Origin of the sequence: Wolbachia endosymbiont (group A) of Colletes cunicularius (assembly GCF_964264715.1) — a bacterium.
Taxonomy (GTDB): domain Bacteria; phylum Pseudomonadota; class Alphaproteobacteria; order Rickettsiales; family Anaplasmataceae; genus Wolbachia.
Genome location: NZ_OZ183471.1, coordinates 570571 through 597106, shown reverse-complemented (window position 1 = coordinate 597106; position 26536 = coordinate 570571). Strand labels below are relative to the sequence as shown.

The 26536-nt window shown below is 35.1% G+C and carries 28 protein-coding genes and 1 pseudogene; 20 read left to right on the top strand and 9 right to left on the bottom strand.

Annotation, left to right across the window (positions count from 1 at the left end):
- The 5 genes from ACFELZ_RS03455 to icd all read right to left on the bottom strand — a co-directional run bounded on the left by ACFELZ_RS03455 (position 1) and on the right by icd (position 4323).
- Entirely contained in the window at positions 1–117 is a 117-nt protein-coding gene (locus tag ACFELZ_RS03455; RefSeq protein ID WP_375316648.1) for a transposase, read from the bottom strand.
- 184 nt (positions 118–301) lie between these two features.
- Entirely contained in the window at positions 302–538 is a 237-nt protein-coding gene (locus tag ACFELZ_RS03450; RefSeq protein WP_375316649.1) for an IS630 transposase-related protein, read from the bottom strand.
- A gap of 345 nt (positions 539–883) precedes the next feature.
- Positions 884–1522: an endonuclease III gene (nth, locus tag ACFELZ_RS03445; RefSeq protein WP_375316513.1), complete on the bottom strand. Its 639-nt coding sequence runs from the start codon at positions 1520–1522 to the stop codon at positions 884–886.
- Between the two features lie 39 nt (positions 1523–1561).
- The gene (locus ACFELZ_RS03440; RefSeq protein ID WP_375316512.1) at positions 1562–2812 is read right to left on the bottom strand and encodes a molecular chaperone DnaJ; all 1251 of its coding nucleotides are present in this window, start codon (positions 2810–2812) and stop codon (positions 1562–1564) included.
- An 83-nt stretch (positions 2813–2895) separates the two neighbouring features.
- The gene (gene icd, locus ACFELZ_RS03435; RefSeq protein WP_375316511.1) at positions 2896–4323 is read right to left on the bottom strand and encodes an isocitrate dehydrogenase; all 1428 of its coding nucleotides are present in this window, start codon (positions 4321–4323) and stop codon (positions 2896–2898) included.
- A 137-nt stretch (positions 4324–4460) separates the two neighbouring features.
- Here icd and ACFELZ_RS03430 point away from each other — a divergent pair, with 137 nt between their 5' ends.
- From ACFELZ_RS03430 to ACFELZ_RS03390, 9 genes and pseudogenes are all read left to right on the top strand, one after another.
- Positions 4461–4835 carry an RDD family protein gene (locus ACFELZ_RS03430; protein WP_375316510.1) on the top strand — a complete coding sequence of 125 codons (375 nt, stop codon included), beginning with the start codon at positions 4461–4463 and terminating at the stop codon, positions 4833–4835.
- Positions 4836–4876: 41 nt separating this feature from the next.
- Positions 4877–5074, top strand: a complete 198-nt coding sequence (locus ACFELZ_RS03425; protein WP_375315805.1) for a transposase — start codon at positions 4877–4879, stop codon at positions 5072–5074.
- A gap of 3 nt (positions 5075–5077) precedes the next feature.
- Positions 5078–5242, top strand: coding sequence for a hypothetical protein (locus ACFELZ_RS03420; protein WP_375315781.1), 165 nt, complete (start codon positions 5078–5080; stop codon positions 5240–5242).
- On the top strand, positions 5185–5643 hold the full coding sequence (locus ACFELZ_RS03415) for a transposase (protein WP_375316627.1): 459 nt from the start codon (positions 5185–5187) through the stop codon (positions 5641–5643). Before ACFELZ_RS03420 ends, ACFELZ_RS03415 begins: the two co-directional genes overlap by 58 nt.
- A 207-nt stretch (positions 5644–5850) precedes the next feature.
- A complete protein-coding gene (gene carB, locus ACFELZ_RS03410) occupies positions 5851–9153 on the top strand; it encodes a carbamoyl-phosphate synthase large subunit (protein WP_375316509.1) in 3303 nt (1100 codons plus the stop codon).
- Positions 9154–9283: 130 nt separating this feature from the next.
- Positions 9284–9814 (top strand): hypothetical protein, encoded by a 531-nt coding sequence (locus ACFELZ_RS03405; RefSeq protein WP_375316508.1) that lies wholly within the window; start codon positions 9284–9286, stop codon positions 9812–9814.
- Between the two features lie 173 nt (positions 9815–9987).
- Positions 9988–10464 (top strand): hypothetical protein, encoded by a 477-nt coding sequence (locus ACFELZ_RS03400; RefSeq protein ID WP_375316507.1) that lies wholly within the window; start codon positions 9988–9990, stop codon positions 10462–10464.
- Positions 10465–10505: 41 nt separating this feature from the next.
- Positions 10506–10661: a hypothetical protein gene (locus ACFELZ_RS03395; protein WP_375316506.1), complete on the top strand. Its 156-nt coding sequence runs from the start codon at positions 10506–10508 to the stop codon at positions 10659–10661.
- A 23-nt stretch (positions 10662–10684) separates the two neighbouring features.
- Positions 10685–11923, top strand: a pseudogene (locus ACFELZ_RS03390) (IS256 family transposase).
- Between the two features lie 191 nt (positions 11924–12114).
- On the opposite strand, the gene ACFELZ_RS03385 reads toward ACFELZ_RS03390, so the two are convergent.
- The 4 genes from ACFELZ_RS03385 to ACFELZ_RS03370 all read right to left on the bottom strand — a co-directional run bounded on the left by ACFELZ_RS03385 (position 12115) and on the right by ACFELZ_RS03370 (position 18162).
- Positions 12115–15087, bottom strand: a complete 2973-nt coding sequence (locus ACFELZ_RS03385) for a hypothetical protein (protein WP_375316505.1) — start codon at positions 15085–15087, stop codon at positions 12115–12117.
- The gene (locus ACFELZ_RS03380) at positions 15068–17422 is read right to left on the bottom strand and encodes a type VI secretion protein (RefSeq protein ID WP_375316504.1); all 2355 of its coding nucleotides are present in this window, start codon (positions 17420–17422) and stop codon (positions 15068–15070) included. The genes ACFELZ_RS03385 and ACFELZ_RS03380 overlap by 20 nt, the downstream gene beginning before the upstream one ends.
- A gap of 51 nt (positions 17423–17473) precedes the next feature.
- Positions 17474–17839 (bottom strand): hypothetical protein, encoded by a 366-nt coding sequence (locus ACFELZ_RS03375; RefSeq protein WP_375316650.1) that lies wholly within the window; start codon positions 17837–17839, stop codon positions 17474–17476.
- 101 nt (positions 17840–17940) lie between these two features.
- Entirely contained in the window at positions 17941–18162 is a 222-nt protein-coding gene (locus tag ACFELZ_RS03370; protein WP_375316503.1) for a hypothetical protein, read from the bottom strand.
- Positions 18163–18210: 48 nt separating this feature from the next.
- Here ACFELZ_RS03370 and ACFELZ_RS03365 point away from each other — a divergent pair, with 48 nt between their 5' ends.
- The 11 genes from ACFELZ_RS03365 (at position 18211) to ACFELZ_RS03315 (ending at position 26501) form a co-directional block, all read left to right on the top strand.
- Positions 18211–19071, top strand: coding sequence for an IS982 family transposase (locus ACFELZ_RS03365; protein ID WP_375315786.1), 861 nt, complete (start codon positions 18211–18213; stop codon positions 19069–19071).
- Between the two features lie 527 nt (positions 19072–19598).
- Positions 19599–20741 (top strand): MFS transporter, encoded by a 1143-nt coding sequence (locus ACFELZ_RS03360; RefSeq protein ID WP_375316502.1) that lies wholly within the window; start codon positions 19599–19601, stop codon positions 20739–20741.
- 60 nt (positions 20742–20801) lie between these two features.
- Positions 20802–21107 carry an integration host factor subunit alpha gene (locus tag ACFELZ_RS03355; RefSeq protein ID WP_375316501.1) on the top strand — a complete coding sequence of 102 codons (306 nt, stop codon included), beginning with the start codon at positions 20802–20804 and terminating at the stop codon, positions 21105–21107.
- Positions 21107–21442, top strand: a complete 336-nt coding sequence (locus tag ACFELZ_RS03350) for a MerR family transcriptional regulator (RefSeq protein WP_375316500.1) — start codon at positions 21107–21109, stop codon at positions 21440–21442. Before ACFELZ_RS03355 ends, ACFELZ_RS03350 begins: the two co-directional genes overlap by 1 nt.
- 53 nt (positions 21443–21495) lie before the next feature.
- Positions 21496–22101 (top strand): murein hydrolase activator EnvC family protein, encoded by a 606-nt coding sequence (locus tag ACFELZ_RS03345; protein ID WP_375316499.1) that lies wholly within the window; start codon positions 21496–21498, stop codon positions 22099–22101.
- A gap of 12 nt (positions 22102–22113) precedes the next feature.
- Positions 22114–24606, top strand: coding sequence for a leucine--tRNA ligase (gene leuS / locus ACFELZ_RS03340; protein WP_375316498.1), 2493 nt, complete (start codon positions 22114–22116; stop codon positions 24604–24606).
- 198 nt (positions 24607–24804) lie between these two features.
- Positions 24805–24912 carry an IS630 transposase-related protein gene (locus ACFELZ_RS03335; RefSeq protein WP_375316497.1) on the top strand — a complete coding sequence of 36 codons (108 nt, stop codon included), beginning with the start codon at positions 24805–24807 and terminating at the stop codon, positions 24910–24912.
- A 61-nt stretch (positions 24913–24973) separates the two neighbouring features.
- Positions 24974–25336: a helix-turn-helix domain-containing protein gene (locus tag ACFELZ_RS03330; protein WP_375315839.1), complete on the top strand. Its 363-nt coding sequence runs from the start codon at positions 24974–24976 to the stop codon at positions 25334–25336.
- Positions 25296–25865 carry an IS630 family transposase gene (locus ACFELZ_RS03325; RefSeq protein ID WP_375316618.1) on the top strand — a complete coding sequence of 190 codons (570 nt, stop codon included), beginning with the start codon at positions 25296–25298 and terminating at the stop codon, positions 25863–25865. The genes ACFELZ_RS03330 and ACFELZ_RS03325 overlap by 41 nt, the downstream gene beginning before the upstream one ends.
- A 98-nt stretch (positions 25866–25963) precedes the next feature.
- Positions 25964–26200 carry an IS630 transposase-related protein gene (locus ACFELZ_RS03320; RefSeq protein ID WP_375316649.1) on the top strand — a complete coding sequence of 79 codons (237 nt, stop codon included), beginning with the start codon at positions 25964–25966 and terminating at the stop codon, positions 26198–26200.
- A 184-nt stretch (positions 26201–26384) separates the two neighbouring features.
- Positions 26385–26501 carry a transposase gene (locus ACFELZ_RS03315; RefSeq protein WP_375316648.1) on the top strand — a complete coding sequence of 39 codons (117 nt, stop codon included), beginning with the start codon at positions 26385–26387 and terminating at the stop codon, positions 26499–26501.
- Positions 26502–26536: the final 35 nt, after the last annotated feature.

Genomic DNA, 26536 nt, shown 5'->3' with positions numbered 1-26536 from the left:
TTACATTTGTGGGTAAAAGTGAGCAGGTGAATATGTTGGAAGATAAAGCAAATGACAGCCAAAAGACTCTATTAATGACTTTGTTTTGGGAGTTTTATGGAATGTAGCATTATCCATAACTATGGTTGTATTACGCTGCAATTGTGGTTCGCTCTAACCATACATTAAATACATCTTTATTACACCCTCCTGTGAAGGTCATTGGTGCAATAAACTTCTTTTCAATCCATCCACCTATTATACTCACTCTTTCCCGCTTTTTTCCTGGAACATCAGCATATATTTTTTCTCCTCTTGGAGCTCATGCATATCCTCGGTATAGTCTATGATCAACTCCTGCTTCATCTATATATAAAATGCTACAGTGGTCTATTTTTGAGACTTTATCGATAAATTGCTGCCTATCTTCTTGATTGCGCTCTTGATAGAATGTGACTTTTTTTAAGGTTATTTTTAGCTGTTTTAACCTATACCAAATTGCACTTATTCCAAAGCCAAGGTTTTGTTTCATTTCTGCTAGCTGGGTGTTTTTTAACATAGTCTGCAAGTATTTTTGGGTCTATTTTCCGAATAAAACCAGTACTTTTTACCGCTTTGAGACCTTGGCCAGTAGCTTTCTTTTTTAGCCATCTATATAGTTTCTATCTCAAAAACCTCTGCAACTTCAACCTTTGACTTTCCTTTTTTTACCAAAGATACTGCTTTTTCCCTTAAATCTACACTATATACCATCGCTTTCCCTACTTTAAAAAATGTATTATACCTTTATCATTCGCTTTTGAAAATACTATAGTTTGCTTATGAGCAACCTGGATCCCAGCGTCAGCTACTCGGATGATAAAAGGAAGGAATATCGGAGTGACAAGAAAGGGGTCATAGTGTGCTAGACTTTATACCTTTTGCATTCAAACTCACACAAATCATGAATTATACACGTTTCACACGAAGGCTTTTGCGCTTTGCAAACATATCTACCATGCAAAACTAGCCAGTGATGAGCATAAAGCAGGTATTCTTTTGGAACTACATTTAAAAGAGATTGCTCTGTTTTAAACACATCTTTTTCTCTCACAAGTCCAAGTCTATTGCTTACTCTAAAAACATGAGTATCAACTGCCAATGTTGGAATACCAAGTCCTGAATTTAAGAACACATTAGCGCTCTTTCTCCCAACCCCTGGTAAAGATACCAAGTCATCGAAATCAGTAGGCACTTCGCTATTGTACCGCTCAATCAATATTTTGCTGAGCCCGATTATGTTTTTTGCTTTGGAATTATATAAACCAATACTGCTTATACGTTTTTTAAGCTCGTCTTGTCCAAGATTCAGCATCTTTCCTGGCGTATCAGCGATATTAAATAGTTCTCTTGTAATTTTATTAACGCTTACATCGGTTGTCCGTGCTGATAAAACTATCGCAACTAGTAGTGTAAAATGATTGGTATAATTTATCTCTATTTTTGGCGCAGGATTTGATTGTTGAAACTTTTCAAATATTAGTTCTACTTTTTTTGAGTCCATTCATAGAGCTAAAAGTTTATACTATACCGTAATATTCTACTATGCAAATCCAATTGCTTGAAGTCTAGGTGGCTGTTCAGTGTTAACATCAGACATATTAGTGTTCACTTCATCGAAATTCCTCTCAGCAAATTCGTTCGCTACTCCTGCAAAACACTTTCTAACAAGAGGCATAATTATCGGCATTAATAGCCTTCGTGGATCATACCGTCCTAACAGATCAGTTTCCTTTTGTACTCTATCTCTTGGACCTTCCTCAAGTAAATCTTTCATGTGTTTTCCAGTGTATATTTCACAACCTCTTGAGAAAACAGGAACTAGTGCTTCAATTAATATTGTCAATGCCAACAGAGAACCAAGTATACCTCCGCCAATAGTTAATCCATTAGCAATAAAACTTGTTGTAAGTAAATAAACAGAGAAAGCAGCTAGAGGGTAACTAAGGAAGAGTCTGCTGCCTAGCACAATATAGTTCATTTTACTCGTGAATTCTTCAGTAGAAATGTCTGAATTAGTATACTTTTTTATATAATGGCCTATTAATAAACGAAAGGCGTTATCAACAATAACGATATTAAATGCTATGATCCACCATGAAAAATAGCAACCTATAGTAACTGTAGTTAACAGGCTTAAGAGTAGAGAACTAGAAATTCGGATGCGTGGTAGTATAACATTCTTACGCTCTATGAATTTTAATGCTAATTCTTTTTTATCCTCATCTATTAGGCCCTTTTGCTTCTGCAGAGGAAGAATATAAAGAAATAGGTGTATACTAGGTTTTGATAGGCGTTTATTAAGCTCGCTAGGGTCTGACGATCTGAAAAAACTGCTATAAATATTTCCTGAAAAACAGTATTTCAAATCCTCTTCAAACGAATTGTCACCTTTTTTCAATATAGAAATTAGTTCTTCAAAACTTTTACCTATAGCTTCTTCACCAATCCCTAGTGTATCGAACAGCTTTTTCCTATAATAGAATCCACGTACTGTTAAAAGCCCATTACTTTCAGCACCAGCACTGACTTTAACACAAGGATCCCCTGACTTTAAAGGTTCAATGTATTTTTTTAGCTCTTGATAAGCTTTATGAATTTGGTCAAATCTGTTTTTGTTTCCACCTTTGTCAGGATGATCTACAAGAATCAGTTTTCTATGTTGTATTTTTAAAACGCTACTAAGCTCTTCATAATCCTTATCTATAACCTGTTCAGCTTTTATTTCTAATACTTTAAACAGATCATTATTATCATAAAACCCCTGACTGGTTAATTTAAAATGTTGATTCACTACTGCACCTCATATAAATATATCATGCTTTCAGTATAACATATTTAAATATTTCATGCAAAAACTACAATACCGAACAATTATTAAGAGAAAAATCCCTCTTTCCCATCATATAAATACAACTTATCCATTCTCACCACGTCAAAGCTACTTTCTTCGAGTTTGATTAGCAAGTTATTTACATCACTATTTGTAATAGCTTGCTTTTCATTATTTGCGATAAACCTACAGGTTATTTGATCGCTTGAAGATTTTGAGCTTCTTGGCCAAATTGCCAGTCCTTTTGAGTATATTGCTATCATTTGCAGATTACTCGATTCAAATAACCTAACTATTTGATCAAAATTGCTGGATTTGTCCCAAGCAAGCGTTATATCACTACCCACTAGCCTTTTAACTTTGTAATCTTGTTCGTAATTGTCTTGTACTTTATTTATTTTACTATCTGAACCACTGCTAATTATAAGCTCAGGTAATGTTACAGGTTTCTTTCCTAGATTATCTATAACAGCTTCTGCAAATTCTTTTGTACCAACTTTCTGTTTACTTCTTTTCTCCTTATACAAATCGGCAGTGTGTATTCCATCCTCTAAAGTCTTCAGCCATGAATCGTAGATTAATTTTGCAGTACCCACTTGACCTATGTAAATTAGCATATGCACTGCAGCATTTAAAAGACCAGAAGGATTAGCTATGTTTTTTCCTGCAATATCAGGAGCAGAACCATGAACCGCTTCAAACATCGCATATTCATTACCTATATTGCTACTTCCTGCAAGCCCTACAGAACCTGAGGTTTGTGCCACTATGTCTGATAATATGTCGCCATATAGATTTTCAGTTACTATAACATCGAAATTCTCCGGTTCTGTGGCAACACGTGCCATTCCAATATCAACTATATAATGTTCTGCCTTTATGTCCTGGTATTCCTTTGCAATGCGATCAAACGCTGCATGGAAAGTTCCGTCAGTCATTTTCATTATGTTGTCTTTAGTCAGGCAAGTTACTTTTTTTCTGTTGTGTTTTTTCGCGTATTCAAAAGCATACCTGCATATCTTCTCTGAGCCAGATCTAGTAATAATTTTAGTGCATTGGTAAGAATCACCAGTGAGCCTATGCTCTATTCCGGTGTAAACGTCCTCTTCATTTTCGCGTATCACTACGATATCAAACTTATCGAATTTATTTTCTATAACAGAATGATATGAAATACACGGCCTGATGTTTGCATATAACCCTAGATTTTTTCTGAGTGCAACGTTCAAGCTTTTGTGTCCTTTACCTTGAGGAGTGGTTGTCGGAGATTTGAGTAATATCTTTGTCCTTTCGATAGATTCCCAACCACTTGGAGAAATTCCGTGAGACCATTCCTTACTATAAACACGCTCACCTATTTCAATAATATCCATTGAGATCTTCGCTTCCGCTTCGCGTAATATCGACAGCACCGCTTCCATAATTTCTGGTCCGATACCATCACCATATGCAACTGTGATTGGTGTTGACATAACTTCCCTAACTGTAAATGATTTAATGTTAATTCAAATAATAGAGTGGCACAAGTAGCTAGTATTGCACAAATTAGTATATTTACGGTTACTTAATAACGTGCTTTTATATTAATTGGTAAAACATAGGTGAAGATATGGATACTGAAATAAATGTTAAAGTAAATTATGTAGGGTTTACAAGGCGTATTGTAGCAGAAATACTTGACCTCATCATATTTTTCCCTGATTTTATCTTTGCTTTTATCTATGGTGTATTCATCGCATCATTAGAAGATCAAGACTTTTTTCAGGAACTTGAACAACTAGCAACAAAAATACCATTTGTAGTTTTTACAGTGGTCGCAACATTAACACTAACAATATCCAAAATATTAATGGTAACAAAACTTGGTGGTACCCCAGGAAAACTATTGTGTGGTATGCATATTAAAGATGCTAATACATTTACAAATGCTACCCTAATGCAAGCAACAATAAGATGCATTTCTAAGAGCCTGTCTTCAAACTAAGTAGAAAGGAGTTAAGAAGTGTGTTATAAGATATATTTTAAATGTACCCAAGCGATATAAGTGACAAAGAATGGAAGATAATAGAGCTATATTTTGAACCTAAAAAGACCGGCAGACCAAGAAAACATAGTATTAGAACAATTATTAACGCAATCCGCTATATGATGAGAACAGGATGTCAATGGAGACAACTGCCTAAAGATTTTCCACCATGGAAAACAGTGTATAGTTGTAATTAGCGATTGAAAAAAAGTGGAATATGGCAAGAGATTCATGATTTTCTAGTTAAAAAAGTAAGAGAGATAATTGGTAAGAATGAAACTCCATCAGTGGGAATAATAGATAGCCAATCAGTAAAAACTACTCAAAAAGGGGATCCAGAGGATATGATGCTGGCAAGAAAGTAAAGGGTAGAAAGCGCCACATCGTTGTAGATACTGTAGGTCTTGTAATTGCTGCTGAAGTACAAAGTGCAAGCATTCAGGATCTTGATGGTGCACTAAATCTTTTTGTTCAAGCCAAATGCAAAGCTCCAACATTACATAAGTTTTTTGCTGATCAAGGATACACAGGTAAATTGCAAAACCTCTGCTTATTGGAAACTGGATGTTTATTGACGATTACCAAGAAAATAGTTGATACAGGATTTCAGGTTATTCCCAAACGTTGGATTGTTGAGAGAACCTTTGCTTGGCTCTCCAATTTTAGACGTATGAGTAAGGATTATGAGCATTCTCCTCTCACTTCAAAAAACAACATCTTCTTTAATATGATCACTATTATGCTTCACAAATTAGCTCATTCTTGAGTTTGAAGACAGGCTCTGAGTTTACCCTGTTTTCTTGCCTTTTCTATTCTCCTTTAATCCAGAATTCACGTTCCTAGTGGACTCAAATCACAATGTTCGTACAGTTATGCGTCAAGCCTAAAAGTAGTTAGCTAATAGGTTTAATAAAAATTCACATATACAGGAAAGATTGGTAACATTATTTGAACAGAAATCGTTATTGTAATTATGCCAAAACGCACAGATATAGAATCTATATTAGTAATAGGAGCAGGCCCAATAGTTATAGGTCAGGCATGCGAGTTTGATTATTCCGGAACGCAAAGCTGTAAAGTATTAAAAAGTGAAGGTTATAAAGTCATTTTGGTTAACTCCAACCCCGCAACTATAATGACAGATCCTGAGTTTTCTGATGCAACTTATATTGAGCCGGTACTGCCTAAAATCATAGAGAAAATTATAATTAAGGAGATGCCAGATGCAATATTGCCAACAATGGGCGGGCAAACAGCACTCAATTGCGCAATAAAACTTGCAGATGATGGAGTGTTAGACAAATACAATGTAGAATTAATAGGGGTAAATAGAGAAGCAATAAAAAAAGCAGAGGATAGAGAGTTATTCCGTCAGTCCATGGATAAAATAGGGCTAAAATACCCCAAAAGTATCATTATAAAAAATCAAGAACAAATAAGAAAGGCTTTGGATTACATTGGATTACCAGCAATCATCCGCTCGTCATTCACCCTTGGTGGTGCAGGTAGCGGCATAGCATACAATAAAGAGGAGTTTTTCAATATTGCAGAAAGTGCTCTCAAAATTTCGCCAATAAATGAAGTTCAGATAGATGAATCAATTATCGGCTGGAAAGAATATGAAATGGAAGTTATCCGTGATTGTAAAGATAACTGCATAATAGTCTGTTCGATAGAAAATATTGATCCAATGGGAGTGCACACCGGAGATAGTATCACGGTTGCTCCTGCTTTGACTCTGCGTGACGTAGAATACCAACAGATGAGAAATGCATCTATAGCAGTGCTAAGAGAAATTGATGTTAGTGCCGGTGGTGCAAATGTTCAGTTTGCAGTGAATCCTAAAGAAGATGGAAGCCTCGTTGTGATTGAAATGAATCCAAGGGTTTCTCGCTCTTCTGCACTTGCTTCAAAAGCAACAGGTTATCCTATTGCAAAAGTTGTAACTAAACTTGCTATCGGCTATTCACTCGATGAGATACGTAATGATTGCGCTCCAGTTATACCTGCTGCATTTGAACCAGTGATTGATTACATCGTCACTAAAATTCCTCGTTTTGAATTTGAGAAGTTTAAGGGGACGAATTGTGAACTATCAACTTCCATGAAATCAGTGGGGGAAGTGATGTCGATCGGCCGCACTTTTAATGAGTCGCTGCAGAAAGCTTTTCGCTCGCTTGAAATTGGGCTTACGGGACTTAATGAAGTATTTCCTGAAAATACTGATATTGATCACATCAGATCTCAATTAGCAAAATTGCTGCCAAACAGATTACTGATTGCTGCTGACGCAATGCGTCATGGAATAAGCATAGAAGAAATAAATTCGATTACAGGATATGACTTATGGTTTTTGCAGAATATACAGCAAATTATATTAGCTGAACAAAAAATCAAGGAAAACGGCCTTCCTGAGACTGCATATGAAATGTTAGAGCTGAAAAAAATGGGGTTTTCAGATGCAAGATTGGCAAAATTAAGCAATAAGAAAGTAGAGCAAATTGAAGAAATAAGAAAAAAATTTGGCATTAAACAAGTTTATAAGCGTGTAGACACCTGTGCAGCTGAATTTGAATCGAGCACTGCTTATATGTATGGCTGTTATGAGGGTAACACAATGATGTCATTCCAGCGCGTGACGCTGGAATCCAGAGATAAGGAAGAATGGATCCCAGTGTCAGCTACTTGGATGACAGAGGGAATGGATTGCGAAGCAGATGTTTCTGACCGAGAAAAGGTTGTCATTTTAGGAAGTGGTCCAAATCGCATTGGTCAAGGTATTGAGTTTGATTATGCATGCGTACATGCAGCTTCTACCGCCAAAGAAATGGGGTATGAAACAATAATGATCAACTGTAATCCAGAAACCGTTTCAACTGATTATGATACCGCTGATCGTTTATATTTTGCCCCACTGATTGCAGAGGATGTGCTTGAAATACTCAGTAAAGAGCAAGAAAATGGCACACTGGTTGGTGTAATAGTTCAAATAGGTGGTCAAACACCTTTAAAGTTAGCCAAAGTGCTTAACGAGAGAGGTTTCAAAATTCTGGGAACTTCGTTTGATTCTATTGACCTTGCAGAAGATCGCATGAGATTTAAAAACCTTGCTTTGCAACTTAATTTAAAACAACCTGAAAGTTCTATCTGCCATTCAGTAAAAGAAGCGTTAACCAACGCAGAAAAGGTGGGGTTTCCACTAGTAGTCAGGCCATCATATGTCCTCGGCGGTCAGTCTATGTCGATTAGACACGATACTCAGAGCTTTAAAGAGTATGTCTTGAATCAAACCAAAATTTTTGAACACGGATCGCTGCTTCTTGATAAATTTTTAGTCAATGCAGTTGAGGTTGACGTTGATGCTGTGTGTGATGGGGAAAAAGTTTTCATTGCAGCGGTCATGGAGCATATTGAAGAAGCTGGTATCCACTCTGGCGATTCAACATGCTCAATACCGACAAATACATTGAGTGACGAAGTAATAAAAGAGATCGAGCTCCAAACTGAAAGAATAGCTCTTGCACTAGAAGTGAAAGGTCTGATAAACATTCAGTTTGCTGTTCAAGAGAGTGATGTATACATACTTGAAGTAAATTTACGAGCTAGTCGAACCGTTCCTTTTATTTCCAAGGTAATCAATATTCCTATTGCAAAGCTTGCCACTCAGGTTATTTTGGGTAAAAAATTGAATCAGGAAAACAAGCCTTTCAATCATTTTGCAGTTAAAGCTGCTGTTTTTCCATTCACGCGTTTTTCGGGAATTGACACTCTACTTGGTCCTGAAATGAAATCAACAGGAGAAGTAATGGGAATTGACTCATCGTTTGAAGCTGCACTTGCAAAAACGCACATGGCTGCAGGATACAAGTTACCAATAGAAGGAACAGCTCTGGTTTCAGTAAAAGATGATGATAAAGAGTATATATTGCCTGTTGTACGAATGTTGAAAGAACTGAGTTTTGAAATATATGCAACCAAAGGCACAGCTTTGTATCTGAATAATAACGGCATTGCTGCACAAGCTGTAAATAAAGTGAGAGAAGGCAGACCCCACATAGTTGATATGCTCAAAGATGGAAAAATAAATCTAGTGATCAATACCTCAAAAGGTGTGAAATCAGTCTCAGATAGCAAAGATATCAGGAGAACTGCTATTTTGCAAAATATAGCTTATAGCACCACAGCTTCTGGGAGTAAAGCGTTAGTGCTTGCAATTCAATATGTAAAGAATAGCAAATTGGAAGTGAAATCATTACAGCAGATACAAAACGTTTAAATATCAAAACTAAAATAATTCATTCCTCTATCTCGAAATCGTGGTAGAGTAATGTAAGTTAAATTTCTTTACTGACTTGCCTATGTATTATAGTATTTATCAAAGAATTAATGGGTAATGGTTATATAACATGACTTATGAGATAAAAAAGCAACAAACAATAGACCAACAAATTCTTGAAAGTGATATAGAAGATCCGACGAAGTTCTCTCTTAATCAAGAGTATAACTTTGCCAAAAATGATTTGTCAAACAAAACAGATGAACACGAAAGTGATAATCGACTACAGAACTCTAGTGATCATGATTCAGATGATAGTTCCGCTGATGGTAATCAGACGCCTTATACTGAATCAAGTGATTGGGACTCAAATTCGAGCTGTAGTTCAGATTATTCTTGTTTTTTGGAAGAAAGCTCATTCTCAATGTTGCAAGAAATACCATTAACTGAAAATGAAGAGTGTCTGATTGGTGAATTTTGTAAGGAAATAAAAGGCAAAATAGAAGAAAATGAACGAGAGTATAAAACAAAGATATCTAAGCAGGAAAGTATAGAAAATTGGACAGAGGGTGCTTTAGAACGTATTAAAAGCGTAGTAGATAAATACTTAGAGAAAGGGATAAAGTTAAATTCACGTTGTAATAGCAGTGAAGAACTGTAGTAAACTTAATATTTAATGAAATAGTAGGTGTTCTTGAAAGTACCACAAATACAACCTCTGGTGGTAGATCATCTAGGTTTGACCCTATAGACCTTCTAGATTATAGTAAGGATGAAGATGAAGCAACAAAAGATGAAAATATAAGCATTATACAAAGCATTGTTCGTGATTTATTGTTAAAGGGCGGGAGGGTAAAACGACATCTCTTCCACCATGATAGGATAGGACATGCAACTACTGCATTTGTAGATAATTCTTCTCTTCAGTTTGACGAGCATCTCTTTGCGGAATGTAAGGAAATTGAAAACGATCTAAAAAATGTAGCATATGAAAGTATTGTAAACAAAAATGAGCAAGCTCAAAAGGATAAATTAGAATTAAAAGTAGAGATAGATAATGAGTGCTTTTGTATAAAATATCCACAAGATAGTACTGTTGAAGTTGCAAAAATCCTAAGCAATGAAAAGAATAAAGGTTTGAACTTAAGAGTTGGTATACTGCAAATTGGGAAAAGTATAGTAAGAGTTGAAAGCTACAACGGAAAAAGAAATTATCTGGATGTTCTTAAGCAAGGTGTAACATTATCTTTTGATAGTGAAGCAGAAAAAATCAGTATTCATCTAAATCCTAAGAGCCTGTCTTCAAACTAAGTAGAAAGGAGTTAAGAAGTGTGTTATAAGATATATTTTAAATGTACCCAAGCGATATAAGTGACAAAGAATGGAAGATAATAGAGCTATATTTTGAACCTAAAAAGACCGGCAGACCAAGAAAACATAGTATTAGAACAATTATTAAGGGAATGTTCAAAAAAGTGTGTCAAACCGAAAAAAAAGTAATAAATTGATATAAAAAAATGGAGGTTTGACAATGAGTCAGAAAGTAGTAAACAGAACTAACGGATTGGTAGATTATAAAGAGTTGGAAACAAATATCCTGTCGTCTATACGAGAAGGAAGACCGTTGACAGGAAGGGAGGGAGCATTAACACCATTTATAAAAAAGCTGCTGGAGGCAAGTTTGGAAGGTGAAATAGAAAACCACTTATTAGCTGAAAGTGAAGAGAATAATCGAAGAAATGGGAGAAATGGAAAGACTTTACGGACAAGTGCCGGTTCATTTGAACTTTTGACGCCAAGGGATAGAGAAGGAAGTTTTGAGCCGCAAATAGTCAAAAAAAGGCAAACAAGCTTACATCCAGAGCTTGAAACGAAGATTTTGAGCACATTTGCCAGTGGTATGAGCTATAGAGATATAGCGTCACACGTTGAGGAAATTTATGATCACAAAATATCGGCGGCAGAGATATAAAGTATTACCGACAAATTACTGCCTATAATCAATGAATGGCGTAGTCGTCCACTGCAATCAGTATACCCGATAGTATTTATGGATGGGATGTTCTTTAAGGTCAAAGAGAATGGACATTGCGTAAGTAAATGTATGTACAATATATTGGGCATAGACCAAAATGGCAGAAAAGAAGTCCTGGGCTTTTATTTGGCTGAAAGTGAAGGAGCTAACTTTTGGTTGGGAGTGCTAAATGACCTCAAAGAAAGAGGAGTAGAAGATATTCTGATTGCATGTGTAGATGGGCTAAAAAGCTTTCCTGCAGCTATAAATAGTGCGTTTCCTAAAGCAGAAGTACAGCTATGTATAGTGCATCAGATAAGAAATTCACTAAAATATGTATCCAGCAAAGATGTGAAAGTTTTCATGAATGATTTGAAAAAAATATATCGTGCTACAAGTAAAGAAATTGCTGAAAATTACTTACTTGAGCTGGAAGAAAAATGGGGAGAAAAGTATCCTTTAGTTATAAAATCGTGGCAGAACAATTGGGAAAATTTATCTGGTTATTTCAAGTATTCTAGCCCAGTTAGAAGGCTAATTTACACCACAAATCCAATTGAGGGGCTGCACAGACAGATCAGAAAATTCACTAAAACCAAGGGCTCATTTACCAGCACAAATGCCTTGTATAAACAGGTATATTGTGCTATAAAGAAGGTAGAGCAAAAATGGACTATGGCTCTGCCTAATTGGGCTTTAACTATGTCTCAACTTGATATTTTCTTTCCAGATAGATTGAAAATTGAGTTGAACTAAAAATGCGGTTTGACACACTTTTTTGAACATTCCCTAAATTGTTGTTCTATTAGCTCAGAAATTTTATTCTTTAGAGACATAAAGCACCCTCCTACATTCGTTATACCTTTTTGTTAAGATACACCATTTACTACATGCTTTACTTTAATTAATTATTAAAACGAGAGCATAATTTTCAGAGTTATATCTTTTTACCTTAACAATTTTTTTTTGAGTTCCTCTTCAATCATCTTAGTTAAACTCGTGTCAAACTCACTCCTCGAAAAATCCCTAACCTCCCCGGGATCATATTGATTTCCTATTTTTTTTTCAATAGCATCCTTTATTATGTTTTTGTCAAATCCCTTTATAATAGGCGTTACCTTCACATGTCCTGCAGAACCTTTACCATAAATTCCTTCGCTTTTATCAATGCAACCACCTGCACCAGGTTTACTGCTTCTAAAATCCTTGCTACACTTTACTGTTTCATACTTGATTTCACCATTTTCTATATATGTTATTTTATTATCTTCAGTAACCCGCAATCCTGTTGTTTTGGTTTCTTTTTTTAATTTTACACTATCATCAATTATTGTTTCCATATAACTCTTATAACTCCTATAATCATTATAATTATTTCCATGCGGATACATTTTATAGATACCTCCACCTCCCATAGTGATTAAATTCTTGCACTCTTTTTTGCCTACACTACACTTTCTTACAAAAATAGGCCCCCCATCCTTATCTGTGTATCTAGATTCTTGGTTACCTCCTCCCTCCGAAACTCTAAACTCAATGATAGGATAATCAGGATCAATTTCCAATTCAGCTTTAATATAATCTCCTGGCATTCCTGCTCTAGTTTCAGTGGAACAGGCATTCTTCTTGGTGACCAGATCTACATGAGATTCGCAGCGAATGGGTTTATCTTTTATGTGACCTGCTTCACCACATCCCCACACTTCTATTTCAACATGGCTAGATGACATTTGTGAGCCATCCAAATCATGATTTCCATTTCCAAAATCATGGGACTTTTCGCTCTTTTTTTCCGGTTCTTTCTCGATTATCTCTTTTGATTTCTCTTGTAATTTTTCTTTTAATTTCTTTTTGAGACCTTCTAAATCGAACCTACACAATTTATCAGCGTAAAAGACCTCTGTTCTATCTGCTTTAATCAGTTGATCTTTTAATTGTGTACACTTTTGTACTTCATTTTTTTCATCTCTTAATACTTTACCATCCTTATCTTTACAATCCACTTCCTCATACCTTAAGTAAAATGACTTATCATCTTTTTTATTTAAATATTGTATTGAGCGACTACACTTTCTATCAAAACAAATACAGCCATCATCTCCTTGCTCACATTTCTCCTTATACTCTACATCCGTCAATTTGTATACTACTTTGACTTTGTTATTTATAAATTTTTCATCTATGTCTTTATCGTAATCCACGCAGTAACTGCATTTCCCCTTTTCCTGTTTATTGTCGTCAGGGAAGAAAACATACCCTTGCTTATTAAATATTATTTTATCCAACTGATCTTGAAGTCTTTTTATTTTTAAGAGGTCGACTGTTTCCCTTTCCTTGCTTGGAAGATAATAGAACTGATTTGATTCCTTAGAGTAAACAGCATTGTATTTAATATATTTTGTTCCCATTAATTTTAGTGGTATTATTTTATTTTCTCTTTCAAGAACAAACTCTTCTGGTTCTGGCTGCCATCCAGAAAGACAGAGCATTTTACTGTTAGAATTTTCTTTATACTTTACTTCTATTTCTGGTTGTCCTAAGTTGTTCAATTTGCATTTATTTCCTTGAAACTCTTTACATTCTGTTTCAATATCAGGAACATAGTCATATTCTTTCAGAACTTTAAATTGTTGCGGATTACTTTCTAATATACCTTCTATAATATTATCAATATAACTTTTTTCGTTATTACTATCAGTTGTTTTTTTAACTATTCTCGGTTTTACTACTTTTAAAGATAGGGGGCCAATATTTACAGGATGGTTGGTAACATTAAAAATACAGGAACCATTACTGTAGGTTCCACGTGCTTCATAGGTACAAGCGCTCTCGCTCATCTTCATTTTTATTTCTAGCGTGTTTTCATTTGCTACCTTCACTATCTCAGGTTCTGGAGCAGGTGGTGCAGGAAAACAGCGAACAAACTGCAGATTCTTTTCATCTATACCTTGAGTTCCATGGTATTCAGCACAGAGCTTATCTTTTTCTCTATAAGTTTTGAAGTAATGTGTCGTGCCATCTTTATCCAAAATAGAATGCTTCCTAACTTCATTCGAAGTAGGGCGTTCCTCAGCTTTATCTTTTTTGTATTTTCTGGGAAAATCTAATTCTTTTCCAATCTTTCCGCCTTCTTCTATTAGATCACCAGCTATTACCTTAACTTTAGGGTTAAAGTAATCATTGTCTTCATCTGTTATAGGAACAATTCTAACTTGTGGAGGCGACATCGCAAGTTGCTCACAAAGTGGAGGCGGGCCAGGTGCAAGTGGTACAGGAGCACATTTTACTTTTTCCTGATAGCAAGTATCACAGGTATTTGCCATATATCCAGGGCGAAAAATATTTGCTCCTTCACCTATTTTAGTAAAAAATGAGAAAGAATCTCCTATGCAGGCTGCTTTTTGACTGCAGGCGCATATCTTAGGAGAATTAGCAAATTTCCTTTTTTCTTCATCAGTAACATTATCTACCCACTCCCACTCGAGACCTTTCGCAATCCCTTCCTTAAATTTTCCATCATTTAACACTGTATCTCCTTCCCAGTCGATAAAAACTGCTGCAGAAACTCCAGCCCCGCTCGTCTGCGTTCCGTATATCTGGCGGCAAGACGTTCCATTAGCTAATACATAACAATTACCTCCTTCATAGTCGCAAACTTGAATCTTTGGATCAAAATAACCATTTATTCCTTGATCTTTCACTGCTGTTACTTTAATTTCTTTTAATAAGTGAGAATCAAATTTCAAATCATCCCACTTGCCAGTAAAGAGGTTCCAAAAACCTTTTCCTATTGAGCTTCCCCCAGCTTCAAGATCAGTACGAGTGTATATACCTGTGCAAGTATCAGAATGCCCACTACTTGCACCAAGCAAAATCAATACTAGGAAGAAAAATTTAGCTTTAAGCTTTACACTTCTCATAAAACACCGGTAACCACTCATTAACTTCTTCTCCTTTTTCCTTTATTGCCTCGTACATATACTTTATAGTCTCTTTGTTAGCTGAAAGTACATGTATTTCTTGCATATTCTTTAAATCTAAATTTAAAGTTACTAACCCTTTATACTGCTTTATCAAAAATAAACCTTCCTGCGTTGGTGTTTGCAGAATTATATTCAGCTCCTCTTTCGATAAAGAAAATGCTTTCATGTATAACCTATTTGCATTGACGTTTGGCATCAAGATCCTTGTATCAACATGTTTATCTAAATATTGAGTAAATTTGCTAGCAAATGCGAGGTTTAAATTTTCAGTACTTAGGATTACCACAATATTTAGTTCCGTCATTCTTTGCATCCAGTTATCAAACTCTTTCTCTGTAGGAAAAATATTACTTATCTCCCATGCTTCATCCAAAACAAGTATTGCAGGTGAGCCATCACATTTTGCCTCAAAAGAATATAAAAAATAGTAAAGTATCACGGACATACATTCTTTTCGTTTTGTGAGGTTTGCGGTGTTGAGAGATATAATTTTTGTTTCCCAGTCAATATCTGATTCATTACCATCTTGAAATAAGTAAGCAAACTCACCACCTTCACACCATCTACTTATTTTACCCCCGAGGAGCAAAAGCACCTCAGAAATTTGCGCAATAGAACGTGACTCCTTGGGTATAGCAAATATAGAATCCACAATTTTTCTTATCTTTTCTTCTACGTCCACCAAGCTCGTATCGGCTACCATTCTTTTGATCAGTTCAACCAACATATTGCGATTGGAAGCACTATATTCAATGTTTAGTGGATTAAATTTTAGGCTTTTGTCCTTATACTTCGGATCGATTATATAATATTTACCACTCACTGCTTTAGTAAAAATTATCGACTTTCCAGTGTTATCCAATATGACAATTCTTGGGTTAAACTTTCTTGATTCTGATAATAGGAAATTAATGAGTGAAGTTCTGCCTGAATTTGGAGCTCCAAGTATCGTAGTATGGCCATTATTTCTTTTTCCATGGAAATTAAAGAAGTAAGGATTTCCTTCTTTTGAGAAAAAAACTGTTACCGCTTCTTTCCACCTTCCTCCTTTTAATGTACCTGACGTAAAATCATGCAGCATAGCAAAACTGCAAGCATATTTTGCTAATATATTTTTCGGTTGTGTAATAAAGGTAAAATTGCCCGGAAGTTGTGCCCAAAAATGACTTTCCATATGTAGATCAGTTCTAAATATCATGAAGCCAATTAATGACATTATAGAAGATAAATCACTAATATTTTCGGCTAACTTATTCCTATCGTCTGCAAATATTGTAAAAATAATTTTCTGTTGGCAGAAGTCTAGACTAGAGGTCTTTTCAAGCTCTATTATTTCTTCAATTCCTGAGCTTTTAAGTAAGGTATTATCCTCACTAATTTGCAGCATGTTAATTTGTTTATTAAATTCTTTTATTGCCTTACTATTACTAGTAAATATCATTATTTCTGTAATGATAAATTCAGATTCAAGCTGCAAGCACCTATCTATATTGCCTAAGGAGATTTCTCGGTATTCCTTTATGCTGAAAACAGAGCCAAATTTCTGTTGATTTTCAAAGATTGTCTGAAACGTATTGAAACCAAAAGCTATTTTAAAACTTCTAATATATTGCGACAGGTCCCTTTCATGTATTGGATAATCTTTGTGCGTTAATGTAACAATATAGTGGAGAAATTCTATCATTTCAGAATATATTTTACCTTCACTAAACCTTAGACCCAGTTTTTTAGCTCCAAAAGGTCCTAAATCATCGTTAATTAAGTTAGTTATCTTTTGCAACTCCTGGTAACTTTCTTGTAAATACAGCTTATGCTTATTCTTTATTCTATTAAAAAAAAATGAATTATTAGTATGCTTACCAAAATCGCTAAACAATATTACAATATATAATTCATTTATATACTGTAATTTACTATCAGTGAGTTTATCAAACCGTGCTGAATGTAGCTTATCAGAGAAGTCTTCAGTTTTATTCCATTTTAAGCTCAATTTATTGCGCTTTCGGACAGTATGAATCCAAACGGTAAAATATAGGCTATTAATATTTTTTGATATGCTTTTTCTAATTTCAGTTCTAAGGTCGCTGTAATTATCAACAGAAGAATAATCTTCTAACTTGATTATTTTTAACAACTCTCCCTGTTTTGTTAGTATAGTTTCTTCATTGTAATGACAAGCATAAGGAATGAAATCTAAATCAATGCTCTCTAGTAATGCTAAGTTGTTCTTTTTTTCAAACTTAGAGTTAATTGCTGGTACTTTTAGCTGCATATGCGTATTCAATAAAGATAATTAAAAAAGATAAAAATACTATCTTAATTTTTATCTTTTTTTTTCGCTATCGGATTGTAATTTTATATCTTTTGCAAAATTAAATTTTTCTTTTAAGTAGTCTGTTGCCTTTTCTGTACTACCAAACATCATGATCAGTACACCAAACATTATCATAAAAAAGATTAGACCTCTGAACACCACTGCAAGTATCACCGCAGCTATACACAACCCTATGATTGTTGAAGGACTCATATTTTCTACAGTATCTTTAATTGAAAATGAAGAAATAAAATCTTTTACCGTTTCTTGTACATCCTTTAATCCATCACTCACCGAAGCTTCGCTAGAATATGATGCAAAAATGAAACTTAATAAGGCTATAAAAACCAAAACTTTATTCAATTGAATGCGCATCAACTAAATACCCTTTAAATATTCCTCAAATATAACAACTTTTATAACAATAGGCAAGAACTGAATTCACTTATCCACTACAAGTAACACATATTTAATTTTTACAGATGTGAACATGCTGTAAGCTCTTTATCATCAACAGGACGACTCAAATTGGTGGATGTTAATTCACTTGAAGGGGTTAAACACCATGTAGTTATTGCCGCTATAGCAAATACTGCTCCTATGACACACAATATTCCTGATCTTGCTATTGCTGCTGCAACAAGACACCCCACTGCTATAAACATGAATTCTGGATTAAAGGAGAATAGAAAAGGCAAGAAAACAGGGTAAACTCAGCAGTGATAAAAAAATAGATGAGGTTACCCATGGAAGATATAACAAAACTGTTTTGTTTGGTCGATGATTTTTGCAGAGATATAGAGAAAAATTTTGCAGATAAACTACTGCCAAATGGTAAAAACCCCACAAGAACAACGGAAATTGAGCACTCCGAAATCATGACAATAATCCTGCTATATCAACAATCTCCGTGTAAAACTTTCTATCTACATTACCTAACGTTGCTCTACAAATCAGAGTTTCCAAAGTTACCTTCATATACCAGGTTTGTTGCTCTAAAGCCTAGGGTTTTGTGGCATTTAGCAATGTTGTTGCATTGGCTTTGTGGACAGTCAGAAAACACTGGAATTTCATATATAGACACAACTCCCATTGCAGTTTGTCATGCAAAAAGAATATCCAAAAACAAAGTTTTTGCTGGAATTGCAAAATTAAGCAAGAGCACTTACGGCTGGTTTTTTGGTTTCAAATTACATATGGTAATCAATGAAAATGTTGAAATTCATGCACTTACGCTAACAAAAGGCAATGTTGATGATAGGATACCTGTGCCAAATCTGACGGAAAAATTAATCGGTCTTTTGTTTGGTGACAAAGGTTATATTGCAAAAGAGCTTTTTCAGAAGCTGTTTGACCGAGGTTTGAAACTTGTTACCAAGGTGAAAAAAGGTATGAAAAATACATTGATTTCGTTAAATGAGAAGATTTTACTGAGAAAAAGGTCTATCATTGAGACTGTTTTTGGTTACCTAAAAAATAGACTAGAAATTGAACACACTCGCCATAGATCCCCTGTTAATTTTTTGGTTCATATCTTTTCTACTCTCATTTCCTATTCCATCAAATCCACAAAGCCTTCTATTTCCTATACTTTCTTCCTTCCTTAATCCAGAATTCGCGTTATAAGGACTATCTTGTACGTTGGGATCAGCTCCCTGATCTAACAAGCATTGGACTAGTGGTGCACATGCAGCACTTTTCCTGCATTGAATGGCAATGTGCAGTAGCGTTGTTTCTACTTCATAACCATCATCTAATTTGAATCTGAAGTTTGGATAAATTCACTACTTTTCCATTCTTCATATACATTATTAAGTTCTTCTCTCAGCTAATTTTTTATTTCATCATAAATCTCAATAGAATCACCCTTACCAGAATCAATGGTGTCACTTATTCTTGCTAATATATTGTCAAACTTTTTGAATTGAGATTTATCTTGTGGTGCCATATTACCAACCTCTAGAATAAAATTATTTAATTGTACAATAAAGCTAAAGGAAGTCAAGTCCAGCACTTATTCAGGAAACAATAGCTTAAAAAGAGACTTAGTGTTAAATTTCTAATAGATTACTTACAAAAAATAAATCTTATGGAAAGCAGAGCTAAGGCTTGGTTCATTTGGCTGATCAGTAACTTGGTTGTTATATTCAGCAATATTCAGATAGTTTATACTTTTATAAGTGTGAATCTTGAAAAAGAACTTGGACTTACAATCGCGCAAGTTGCACTGGCTAATTCAGCATATACTTGGACTTTTGCCATCTTACAATTTTTTAGTGGGGCAACGTTTAATGTTTTTTCCAGTAAAAAAATTTATTTTTTCTCATTATCAACTATGATCTTGGGGTTTTTTGTCCTTATTAATAGTGACAATTTTTCCCATTTGATTTTGTCTCAAGTGTTGATTGCAACTGGAGCATCATTTGGTTTTATTGGTGCTGCTCATACAAGTAGCATATGTTTTTCCGCTGCCCAATTTGGACTAATGTTTTCACTAGTGCAGACAATTTCAAGCCTTTCTGCACTGATAATTCAAATATTGTTCTCTAGCTTGCTTGCCGAAGGTGCAGATTGGAAGAATATGATTGTATGCATAATACTATTTGGTGTGTTGATATTTGTACTTACACTCTTTTGTCCAAACACACTTCCAGAAAGCAGTTTAGAAGAATGCACAATACAAAACTCTATAAGAACAGTAATGTGCTCTGTACTCACAGTGCTAAAATTAAGAGATATCTGGATAACTTCAGTGGTGGGTGCTATTACTTTTGGAACATTTTTAGCACTTAACACCCTGTGGGCTCCAAGGTTACTGGGCAACTCAGAACTCAATACAATGGAGTCAGGTATAGCAACCGCAATACTATGGCTTGGTCTTGCAGTTGGTGCTCCAATTGCAGATCGAATCTCAAACTTATTTAAAAATAGGAAATATGTAATTTCTGCTTTTGCTTTATTGCAAGGCGTCTCAATTATTATTTTACTATGCAGCTATTTAACAGTCCACGTTGTGTACTTTTGTATGTTAATGTTCGGGTTTTTTGCGGGAGGACATATGCTTAATTTTACTGTCGGCAGCGAGATTGTGAAACGAAAATACATTAGCACATCATCATCCATTATCAATGGGTTTATGTTTATTGTCAGCGGAATTATAGTGTCAATGCTAGCACTTTTTACAGATCATCAAATGGCGCTTTTTGCAATATTTGTAATGTTGGCAGTTGCTAGTATTTTAAATTATGCTATAGAAGAGACATACCCTAAAAAATAAAGTAGCTGAATCTCGAGTCGATTGCTATATTATATTTACGTATTGTAATATTTATCAATAATGGATCACGTTACAACAAAAGACACAACAGTAACTAAGGCAACGATAGCTGAAAATATAAACCAAGAAATAGGATTATCAAAGGAAGACTCTGCTTCGATAATAGATGATATATTGAACGAAATAAAGACAAGCTTGGCAAAGGATGGAATAGTAAAAATATTGTCATTTGGAACATTCTTGGTTAAGAAAAAGAAGGAAAGACCAGGAAATATACCAAATACATCAGAGAAAGTGATGATTCAGGCAAGAAATTCAATTTCTTTTAGGCCTTCAAAAATTATAAAAAAATTAATCAATAATTAATGAATAAGGAAAAACTATTTTATACGATTGGGGAAGTAGCTGAAGAGCTACATTTGGAACAGCATGTTTTAAGATTTTGGGAAGGTCAATTTCATCAAATTAAGCCTACAAAGCGTAAAGGAAGAAGGCTATATGATCGTAAGTGTATAGAGGCCATAAAGAAAGTAAAATACATGCTATATGATAAAGGATATACAATAAAAGGAGTGCAAAAAGAATTTGGTAATGATATAAAAGTCAATCGTGGTCCAAAGAATTTGTTGCAAGAACTTACCGATTTGAGGGATTATTTAACTAGTAAAATAAATAACGAGGAAAGTAACGAACAGGCGTGAAACACTACGTCTCGCTAAAATTTTGGAGTTTTGTGAGAGTTGATATATCTAAAATGTGGCATATAGCTTCATTTCTTATATTATTAGCAATATTAATAGGCTGTGGCCTGCAAAAACCTGCACCTGTGCTGCTTAAAGGCGAAGAATTTTACGGAAAAAGAGAGCTGGAATATACAAGAGAGTACCATTTAATTAGGGAGCCTTTAATAAAAAAAGAAAATAGAAAAGCCATCATAAACAGGATATACAAAGATAACAATAATGCACAAAACGTGGGGGTAAATTGCAAATTTGTAATGCCAGTTAAAGGTACAGTTATTTCAGCTACCTCTTCTGATGAAATGTGTAAGGATGGCATAAAAATTGCTGCTCAAAATGGAACGAATGTAGTTGCCTCTGCACCCGGCAAAGTGGTATATGTAGGCAAAGGGCTGAGATGGTATGGAAATTTAATTATAGTAGAACACAAAGATAATTACATGACTGTGTACTCCTATTTAAAAAACATACATGTTGAAATTGGTGATAAAGTAAAGCAAGGTCAAGTGATTGGATCTGCAGGTAAATCAAGCACACAAGATAAAGATCCACAGATGTGTTTCACAATACGGCATAATGGCCAAGAGGTTGATCCTTTGATGCACGTGAACTGTAATTGAATTTGGATTTATATGAAATATGATTTTAAAAGTGTTGAAAAATTTTATCAAGATAAATGGGATTTTTCTGTAAGCAAGAATAGTGAACAAGAGAAGTGTTACGTATTGGAGATGTTTCCATATCCATCCGGTAAAATTCATATGGGGCACTTACGTAACTATGCAATAGGGGATGTGATAGCGCGTTACAAGAGAGCTCGTGGATTTGAGGTTTTGCATCCAATTGGCTGGGATGCGTTCGGATTACCAGCTGAAAATGCAGCAAGGGACAATAATATTAGCCCTGAAACATGGACAAAAGAGAATATAGATAATATGCGTACACAGTTGAAATCTATAGGTCTTTCTTATAATTGGGAGCGTGAACTCTCCACATGTGAGACTGATTACTACAAACACGAACAAAAATTTTTCCTGGATTTTTTAAAGCATGGGCTTGCCTATCGAAAAGAGTCATGGGTTAACTGGGATCCAGTGGACCAAACAGTGCTTGCAAATGAACAGGTGGTTGATGGAAAAGGGTGGCGATCAGGTGCAGTTGTTGAAAAACGTAAGTTGTCCCAATGGTTTTTAAAGATTACTGATTTCGCTGAAGACTTACTCAAGTGCCTGCAAAGTTTGAAAAATTGGCCAGAAAAAGTCAAAACAATGCAAGAGCGCTGGATAGGAAAATCCAAAGGGGTCACCATAGAGTTTGAAATAGTTGGTCTAAATAAGAAATTAAAGATTTTTACAACTTCTCCTCATACTTTATTTGGAGCTTCTTTTCTTGCGGTAGCAGCAGAGCACCCTATTGTGCAAGGTTTAAAAAACAAGGAAATACAGGACGTCATTGATAATATAAAAACAAAAGGGGAAAATGACGAAAAAATTGGAATTTATACCGGGTTAAACGTCAAACATCCATTTCTTGAAAAGGAATTGCCACTTTACATAGCAAATTTTGTGTTGGTGGAATACGGAGAGGGAGCAATTTTTGGATGCCCTGCACATGACCAGCGTGACTTTGAATTTGCACAGAAATATAATTTGCCGATTATTCCGGTTATTTCTTTAGCCGACTTGGGTGCCATTCCAACGTGTGAAGCTGGAATCCAGGGCACTGAGATCAAGTGTCCGATGACGAAAGAGGTGCATACTGACGACGGAGTGATGTTTAACTCAGAGTTTTTAAACGGATTAACGGTCAGCAAAGCAAAGGAAGTAACCATTAAAAAGCTCGAAGAAAAAGGGATAGGCAAAAAAACGATAAACTACCGTTTACATGATTGGGGAATTTCAAGGCAGCGTTATTGGGGATGCCCTATACCTATTATATATTGTAAGGATTGCGGAACTGTTCCAGTGCCAGAAAAAGACCTTCCTGTAGTTCTGCCAACGGATGTGGAATTTACCAGTGGTGGCAATCCGCTTGATAAACATCCAACTTGGAAATTTGTTGATTGTCCAAAATGCGGAAAGCAAGCAGAGCGTGAAACCGATACATTCGACACCTTTTTTGAATCTTCTTGGTATTTTGCTGCATTTTGTAATGAAAATAAGTCTATCGATAAAGATGCGTGTAATCGTTTCATGCCTGTGGATTACTATATAGGTGGAATAGAACATGCAATTCTGCATTTACTTTATTCAAGGTTTTTCTGCCGTGCTTTAACCAAATGTGGCTATTTTGATATTAAAGAGCCTTTCTCTACTCTAATCACTCAAGGAATGGTCTGCCATGTAACTTACAAAGACGAAAATGGTAAATTGCTGTTTCCTGAAGAAGCAAAGGAATTGATGACACAAGGTGCTAAGGTTCAAGTTGGGAAAGTTGAGAAGATGAGCAAATCGAAAAAGAACACAGTTGATCCAAATTTTATCATAGAAAAGTACGGTGCTGACACCGCTCGCTTGTTCGTATTGTCTGACACTCCTCCAGAGAAAGATATGGAGTGGTCCGATGATGGTGTGGAAGGTTGTTCTCGTTATGTAAATAAATTGTGGCGTATGGTAATGCAGCTAAGGCCTGTGAATATTCACTATGATAATGAAAATGTTACAGGTAAACTTTTGGAATACAGAAAAAAGATACATAAACTCTTACACGGACTTACAGATGACTTGGAAAACTGCAGATTAAACTGTGTAGTGGCAAAATTTCGTGAGATGACGAATTTAATAGCTGAAATAGATGTAAAAACTGGAAAACCTCTTATTGATGAAGGTATATGTATACTAATCAGAGTAATCGAACCGTTCATACCACATCTAGCTGAAAGCCTATGGCAAGAAATAGGAGGTCAACCTTGGCCAAAAGCTGATGAATCATTATTAGTTGACGATACGGTAACTATAGCAGTGCAAATCAATGGAAAATTACGCACAACAATAAAGGTAGCAATTAACTTACCTCAAGAAGAATTGAAGAAAATAGCGATAGACTCTGTGTCCAGTAAGATCGATCAAAGCAAAGTTCGCACTGTATATGCTGTACCAAATAAGATAGTAAATATAGTTATATAAAAAATCCGAGTGTATCTGTTCAGGCAATGGCGTCAACTTAAGGGAAAATATCAGTGATAGTGTATAAAATTTCTCTCTAAAATTTTTACCATTAAATTACCCAAAAGCTGCAATAAACAGCACTTTTGTTTCTGTTTTATAGTATTTTCAAAAGCGAATGATGAAGGTATAATATATTTTTTTAAAGTAGGGAAAGCGATGGTATATAGTGTAGATTTAAGGGAAAAAGCAGTATCTTTGGTAGAAAAAGGAAAGTCAAAGGTTGAAGTTGCAGAGGTTTTTGAGATAGAAACTATATATAGCTAACCGAAATAAGGTTTCCTCAAAGGAGTGTAAAAAGGTATAATACTGCTTTAATTAAGGTAGAATGATGGCAAAGCCATATAGTGAGGACCTGAGGGAACGAGTTTTAAAAGTGGTTGACGAGAAAAAAATGACTATGGAAGAAGTAAGCAAGATGTTCAAAATTGATAGAAAAACTATATACTGGTGGAGGAAAAGAAGAGAAGAAACAGGAAGTATAAAACCGTCTTCAGGCTACCAAAAGGGACATAGTCATAAAATTAAATACTTAGATGGCTTTGTCAAATTTCTGGATGAAAACCGAGATATTACGGTTGAAAAAATAATTGAAAAATTTGGCAACATGTGCAAAGACACAGTCTACAATTATCTTAAAAAAGTAAACTATACATATAAAAAAAACTTTTCTTTATCAGGAAAGGAATGAAGAGAAACGCAAGGAGTTCATAAAAAAAATAGAAGGAATAGAAAAAGAAAACTTGATATTCATAGATGACTCTGGAGTAGAAGACAACAGATTTTATGAATATGGGTGGTCTCAAAAAGGCAAGAGGTTATTTGCCGATAAACCAGGGTTTAAAAGAAAGAGGGTAAGCATAATAGGAGCACTAAATGAGGGAAAAGTTAAAGCTTCCTGGGTAATTGAGGGCTACTGCAACAGCGAGATTTTTGATGCTTATGTAGAAAATATACTTGTTCCTATATTAAAACCTGGACAGACTATTGTTCTCGATAATGCAAGCTTTCATAAATCTGCAAGAACGAAAAATTTGATAGAAAATGTTGGGTGTAAAATTTTGTTCTTGCCGCCATACTCACCGGATTTAAATCCGATTGAGAAGTTCTGGTTTGCCATTAAGCATGCCATAAGAAAAGTGCTGCCAAGCTTTTGGCCCAATATTAATTCGGCTATTGATTTTGTCTTTCAGCTCTCGGGGAAATCTTACTTCGGTTAGCTATAGATGGCTAAAAAAGAAAGCTACTGGCCAAGGTCTCAAAGCGGTAAAAAGTACTGGTTTTATTCGGAAAATAGACCCAAAAATACTTGCAGACTATGTTAAAAAACACCCAGCTAGCAGAAATGAAACAAAACCTTGGCTTTGGAATAAGTGCAATTTGGTATAGGTTAAAACAGCTAAAAATAACCTTAAAAAAAGTCACATTCTATCAAGAGCGCAATCAAGAAGATAGGCAGCAATTTATCGATAAAGTCTCAAAAATAGACCACTGTAGCATTTTATATATAGATGAAGCAGGAGTTGATCATAGACTATACCGAGGATATGCATGAGCTCCAAGAGGAGAAAAAATATATGCTGATGTTCCAGGAAAAAAGCGGGAAAGAGTGAGTATAATAGGTGGATGGATTGAAAAGAAGTTTATTGCACCAATGACCTTCACAGGAGGGTGTAATAAAGATGTATTTAATGTATGGTTAGAGCGAACCACAATTGCAGCGTAATACAACCATAGTTATGGATAATGCTACATTCCATAAAACTCCCAAAACAAAGTCATTAATAGAGTCTTTTGGCTGTCATTTGCTTTATCTTCCAACATATTCACCTGCTCACTTTTACCCACAAATGTAAAAAGTGAGTAAGCTAAATAATTTAGGATCAAAATG

Bases quoted from the DNA above. Each gene is read 5' to 3' on its own strand.
- ACFELZ_RS03455 (WP_375316648.1), bottom strand. From the start codon at position 117: ATGGATAATGCTACATTCCATAAAACTCCCAAAACAAAGTCATTAATA.
- ACFELZ_RS03450 (WP_375316649.1), bottom strand. From the start codon at position 538: ATGTTAAAAAACACCCAGCTAGCAGAAATGAAACAAAACCTTGGCTTT.
- nth (WP_375316513.1), bottom strand. From the start codon at position 1,522: ATGGACTCAAAAAAAGTAGAACTAATATTTGAAAAGTTTCAACAATCA.
- icd (WP_375316511.1), bottom strand. From the start codon at position 4,323: ATGTCAACACCAATCACAGTTGCATATGGTGATGGTATCGGACCAGAA.
- ACFELZ_RS03430 (WP_375316510.1), top strand. From the start codon at position 4,461: ATGGATACTGAAATAAATGTTAAAGTAAATTATGTAGGGTTTACAAGG.
- ACFELZ_RS03425 (WP_375315805.1), top strand. From the start codon at position 4,877: ATGTACCCAAGCGATATAAGTGACAAAGAATGGAAGATAATAGAGCTA.
- carB (WP_375316509.1), top strand. From the start codon at position 5,851: ATGCCAAAACGCACAGATATAGAATCTATATTAGTAATAGGAGCAGGC.
- ACFELZ_RS03405 (WP_375316508.1), top strand. From the start codon at position 9,284: ATGACTTATGAGATAAAAAAGCAACAAACAATAGACCAACAAATTCTT.
- ACFELZ_RS03395 (WP_375316506.1), top strand. From the start codon at position 10,506: ATGTACCCAAGCGATATAAGTGACAAAGAATGGAAGATAATAGAGCTA.
- ACFELZ_RS03385 (WP_375316505.1), bottom strand. From the start codon at position 15,087: ATGAGAAGTGTAAAGCTTAAAGCTAAATTTTTCTTCCTAGTATTGATT.
- ACFELZ_RS03380 (WP_375316504.1), bottom strand. From the start codon at position 17,422: ATGCAGCTAAAAGTACCAGCAATTAACTCTAAGTTTGAAAAAAAGAAC.
- ACFELZ_RS03375 (WP_375316650.1), bottom strand. From the start codon at position 17,839: ATGCGCATTCAATTGAATAAAGTTTTGGTTTTTATAGCCTTATTAAGT.
- ACFELZ_RS03365 (WP_375315786.1), top strand. From the start codon at position 18,211: ATGGAAGATATAACAAAACTGTTTTGTTTGGTCGATGATTTTTGCAGA.
- ACFELZ_RS03355 (WP_375316501.1), top strand. From the start codon at position 20,802: ATGGATCACGTTACAACAAAAGACACAACAGTAACTAAGGCAACGATA.
- ACFELZ_RS03350 (WP_375316500.1), top strand. From the start codon at position 21,107: ATGAATAAGGAAAAACTATTTTATACGATTGGGGAAGTAGCTGAAGAG.
- ACFELZ_RS03345 (WP_375316499.1), top strand. From the start codon at position 21,496: ATGTGGCATATAGCTTCATTTCTTATATTATTAGCAATATTAATAGGC.
- leuS (WP_375316498.1), top strand. From the start codon at position 22,114: ATGAAATATGATTTTAAAAGTGTTGAAAAATTTTATCAAGATAAATGG.
- ACFELZ_RS03335 (WP_375316497.1), top strand. From the start codon at position 24,805: ATGGTATATAGTGTAGATTTAAGGGAAAAAGCAGTATCTTTGGTAGAA.
- ACFELZ_RS03330 (WP_375315839.1), top strand. From the start codon at position 24,974: ATGATGGCAAAGCCATATAGTGAGGACCTGAGGGAACGAGTTTTAAAA.
- ACFELZ_RS03320 (WP_375316649.1), top strand. From the start codon at position 25,964: ATGTTAAAAAACACCCAGCTAGCAGAAATGAAACAAAACCTTGGCTTT.
- ACFELZ_RS03315 (WP_375316648.1), top strand. From the start codon at position 26,385: ATGGATAATGCTACATTCCATAAAACTCCCAAAACAAAGTCATTAATA.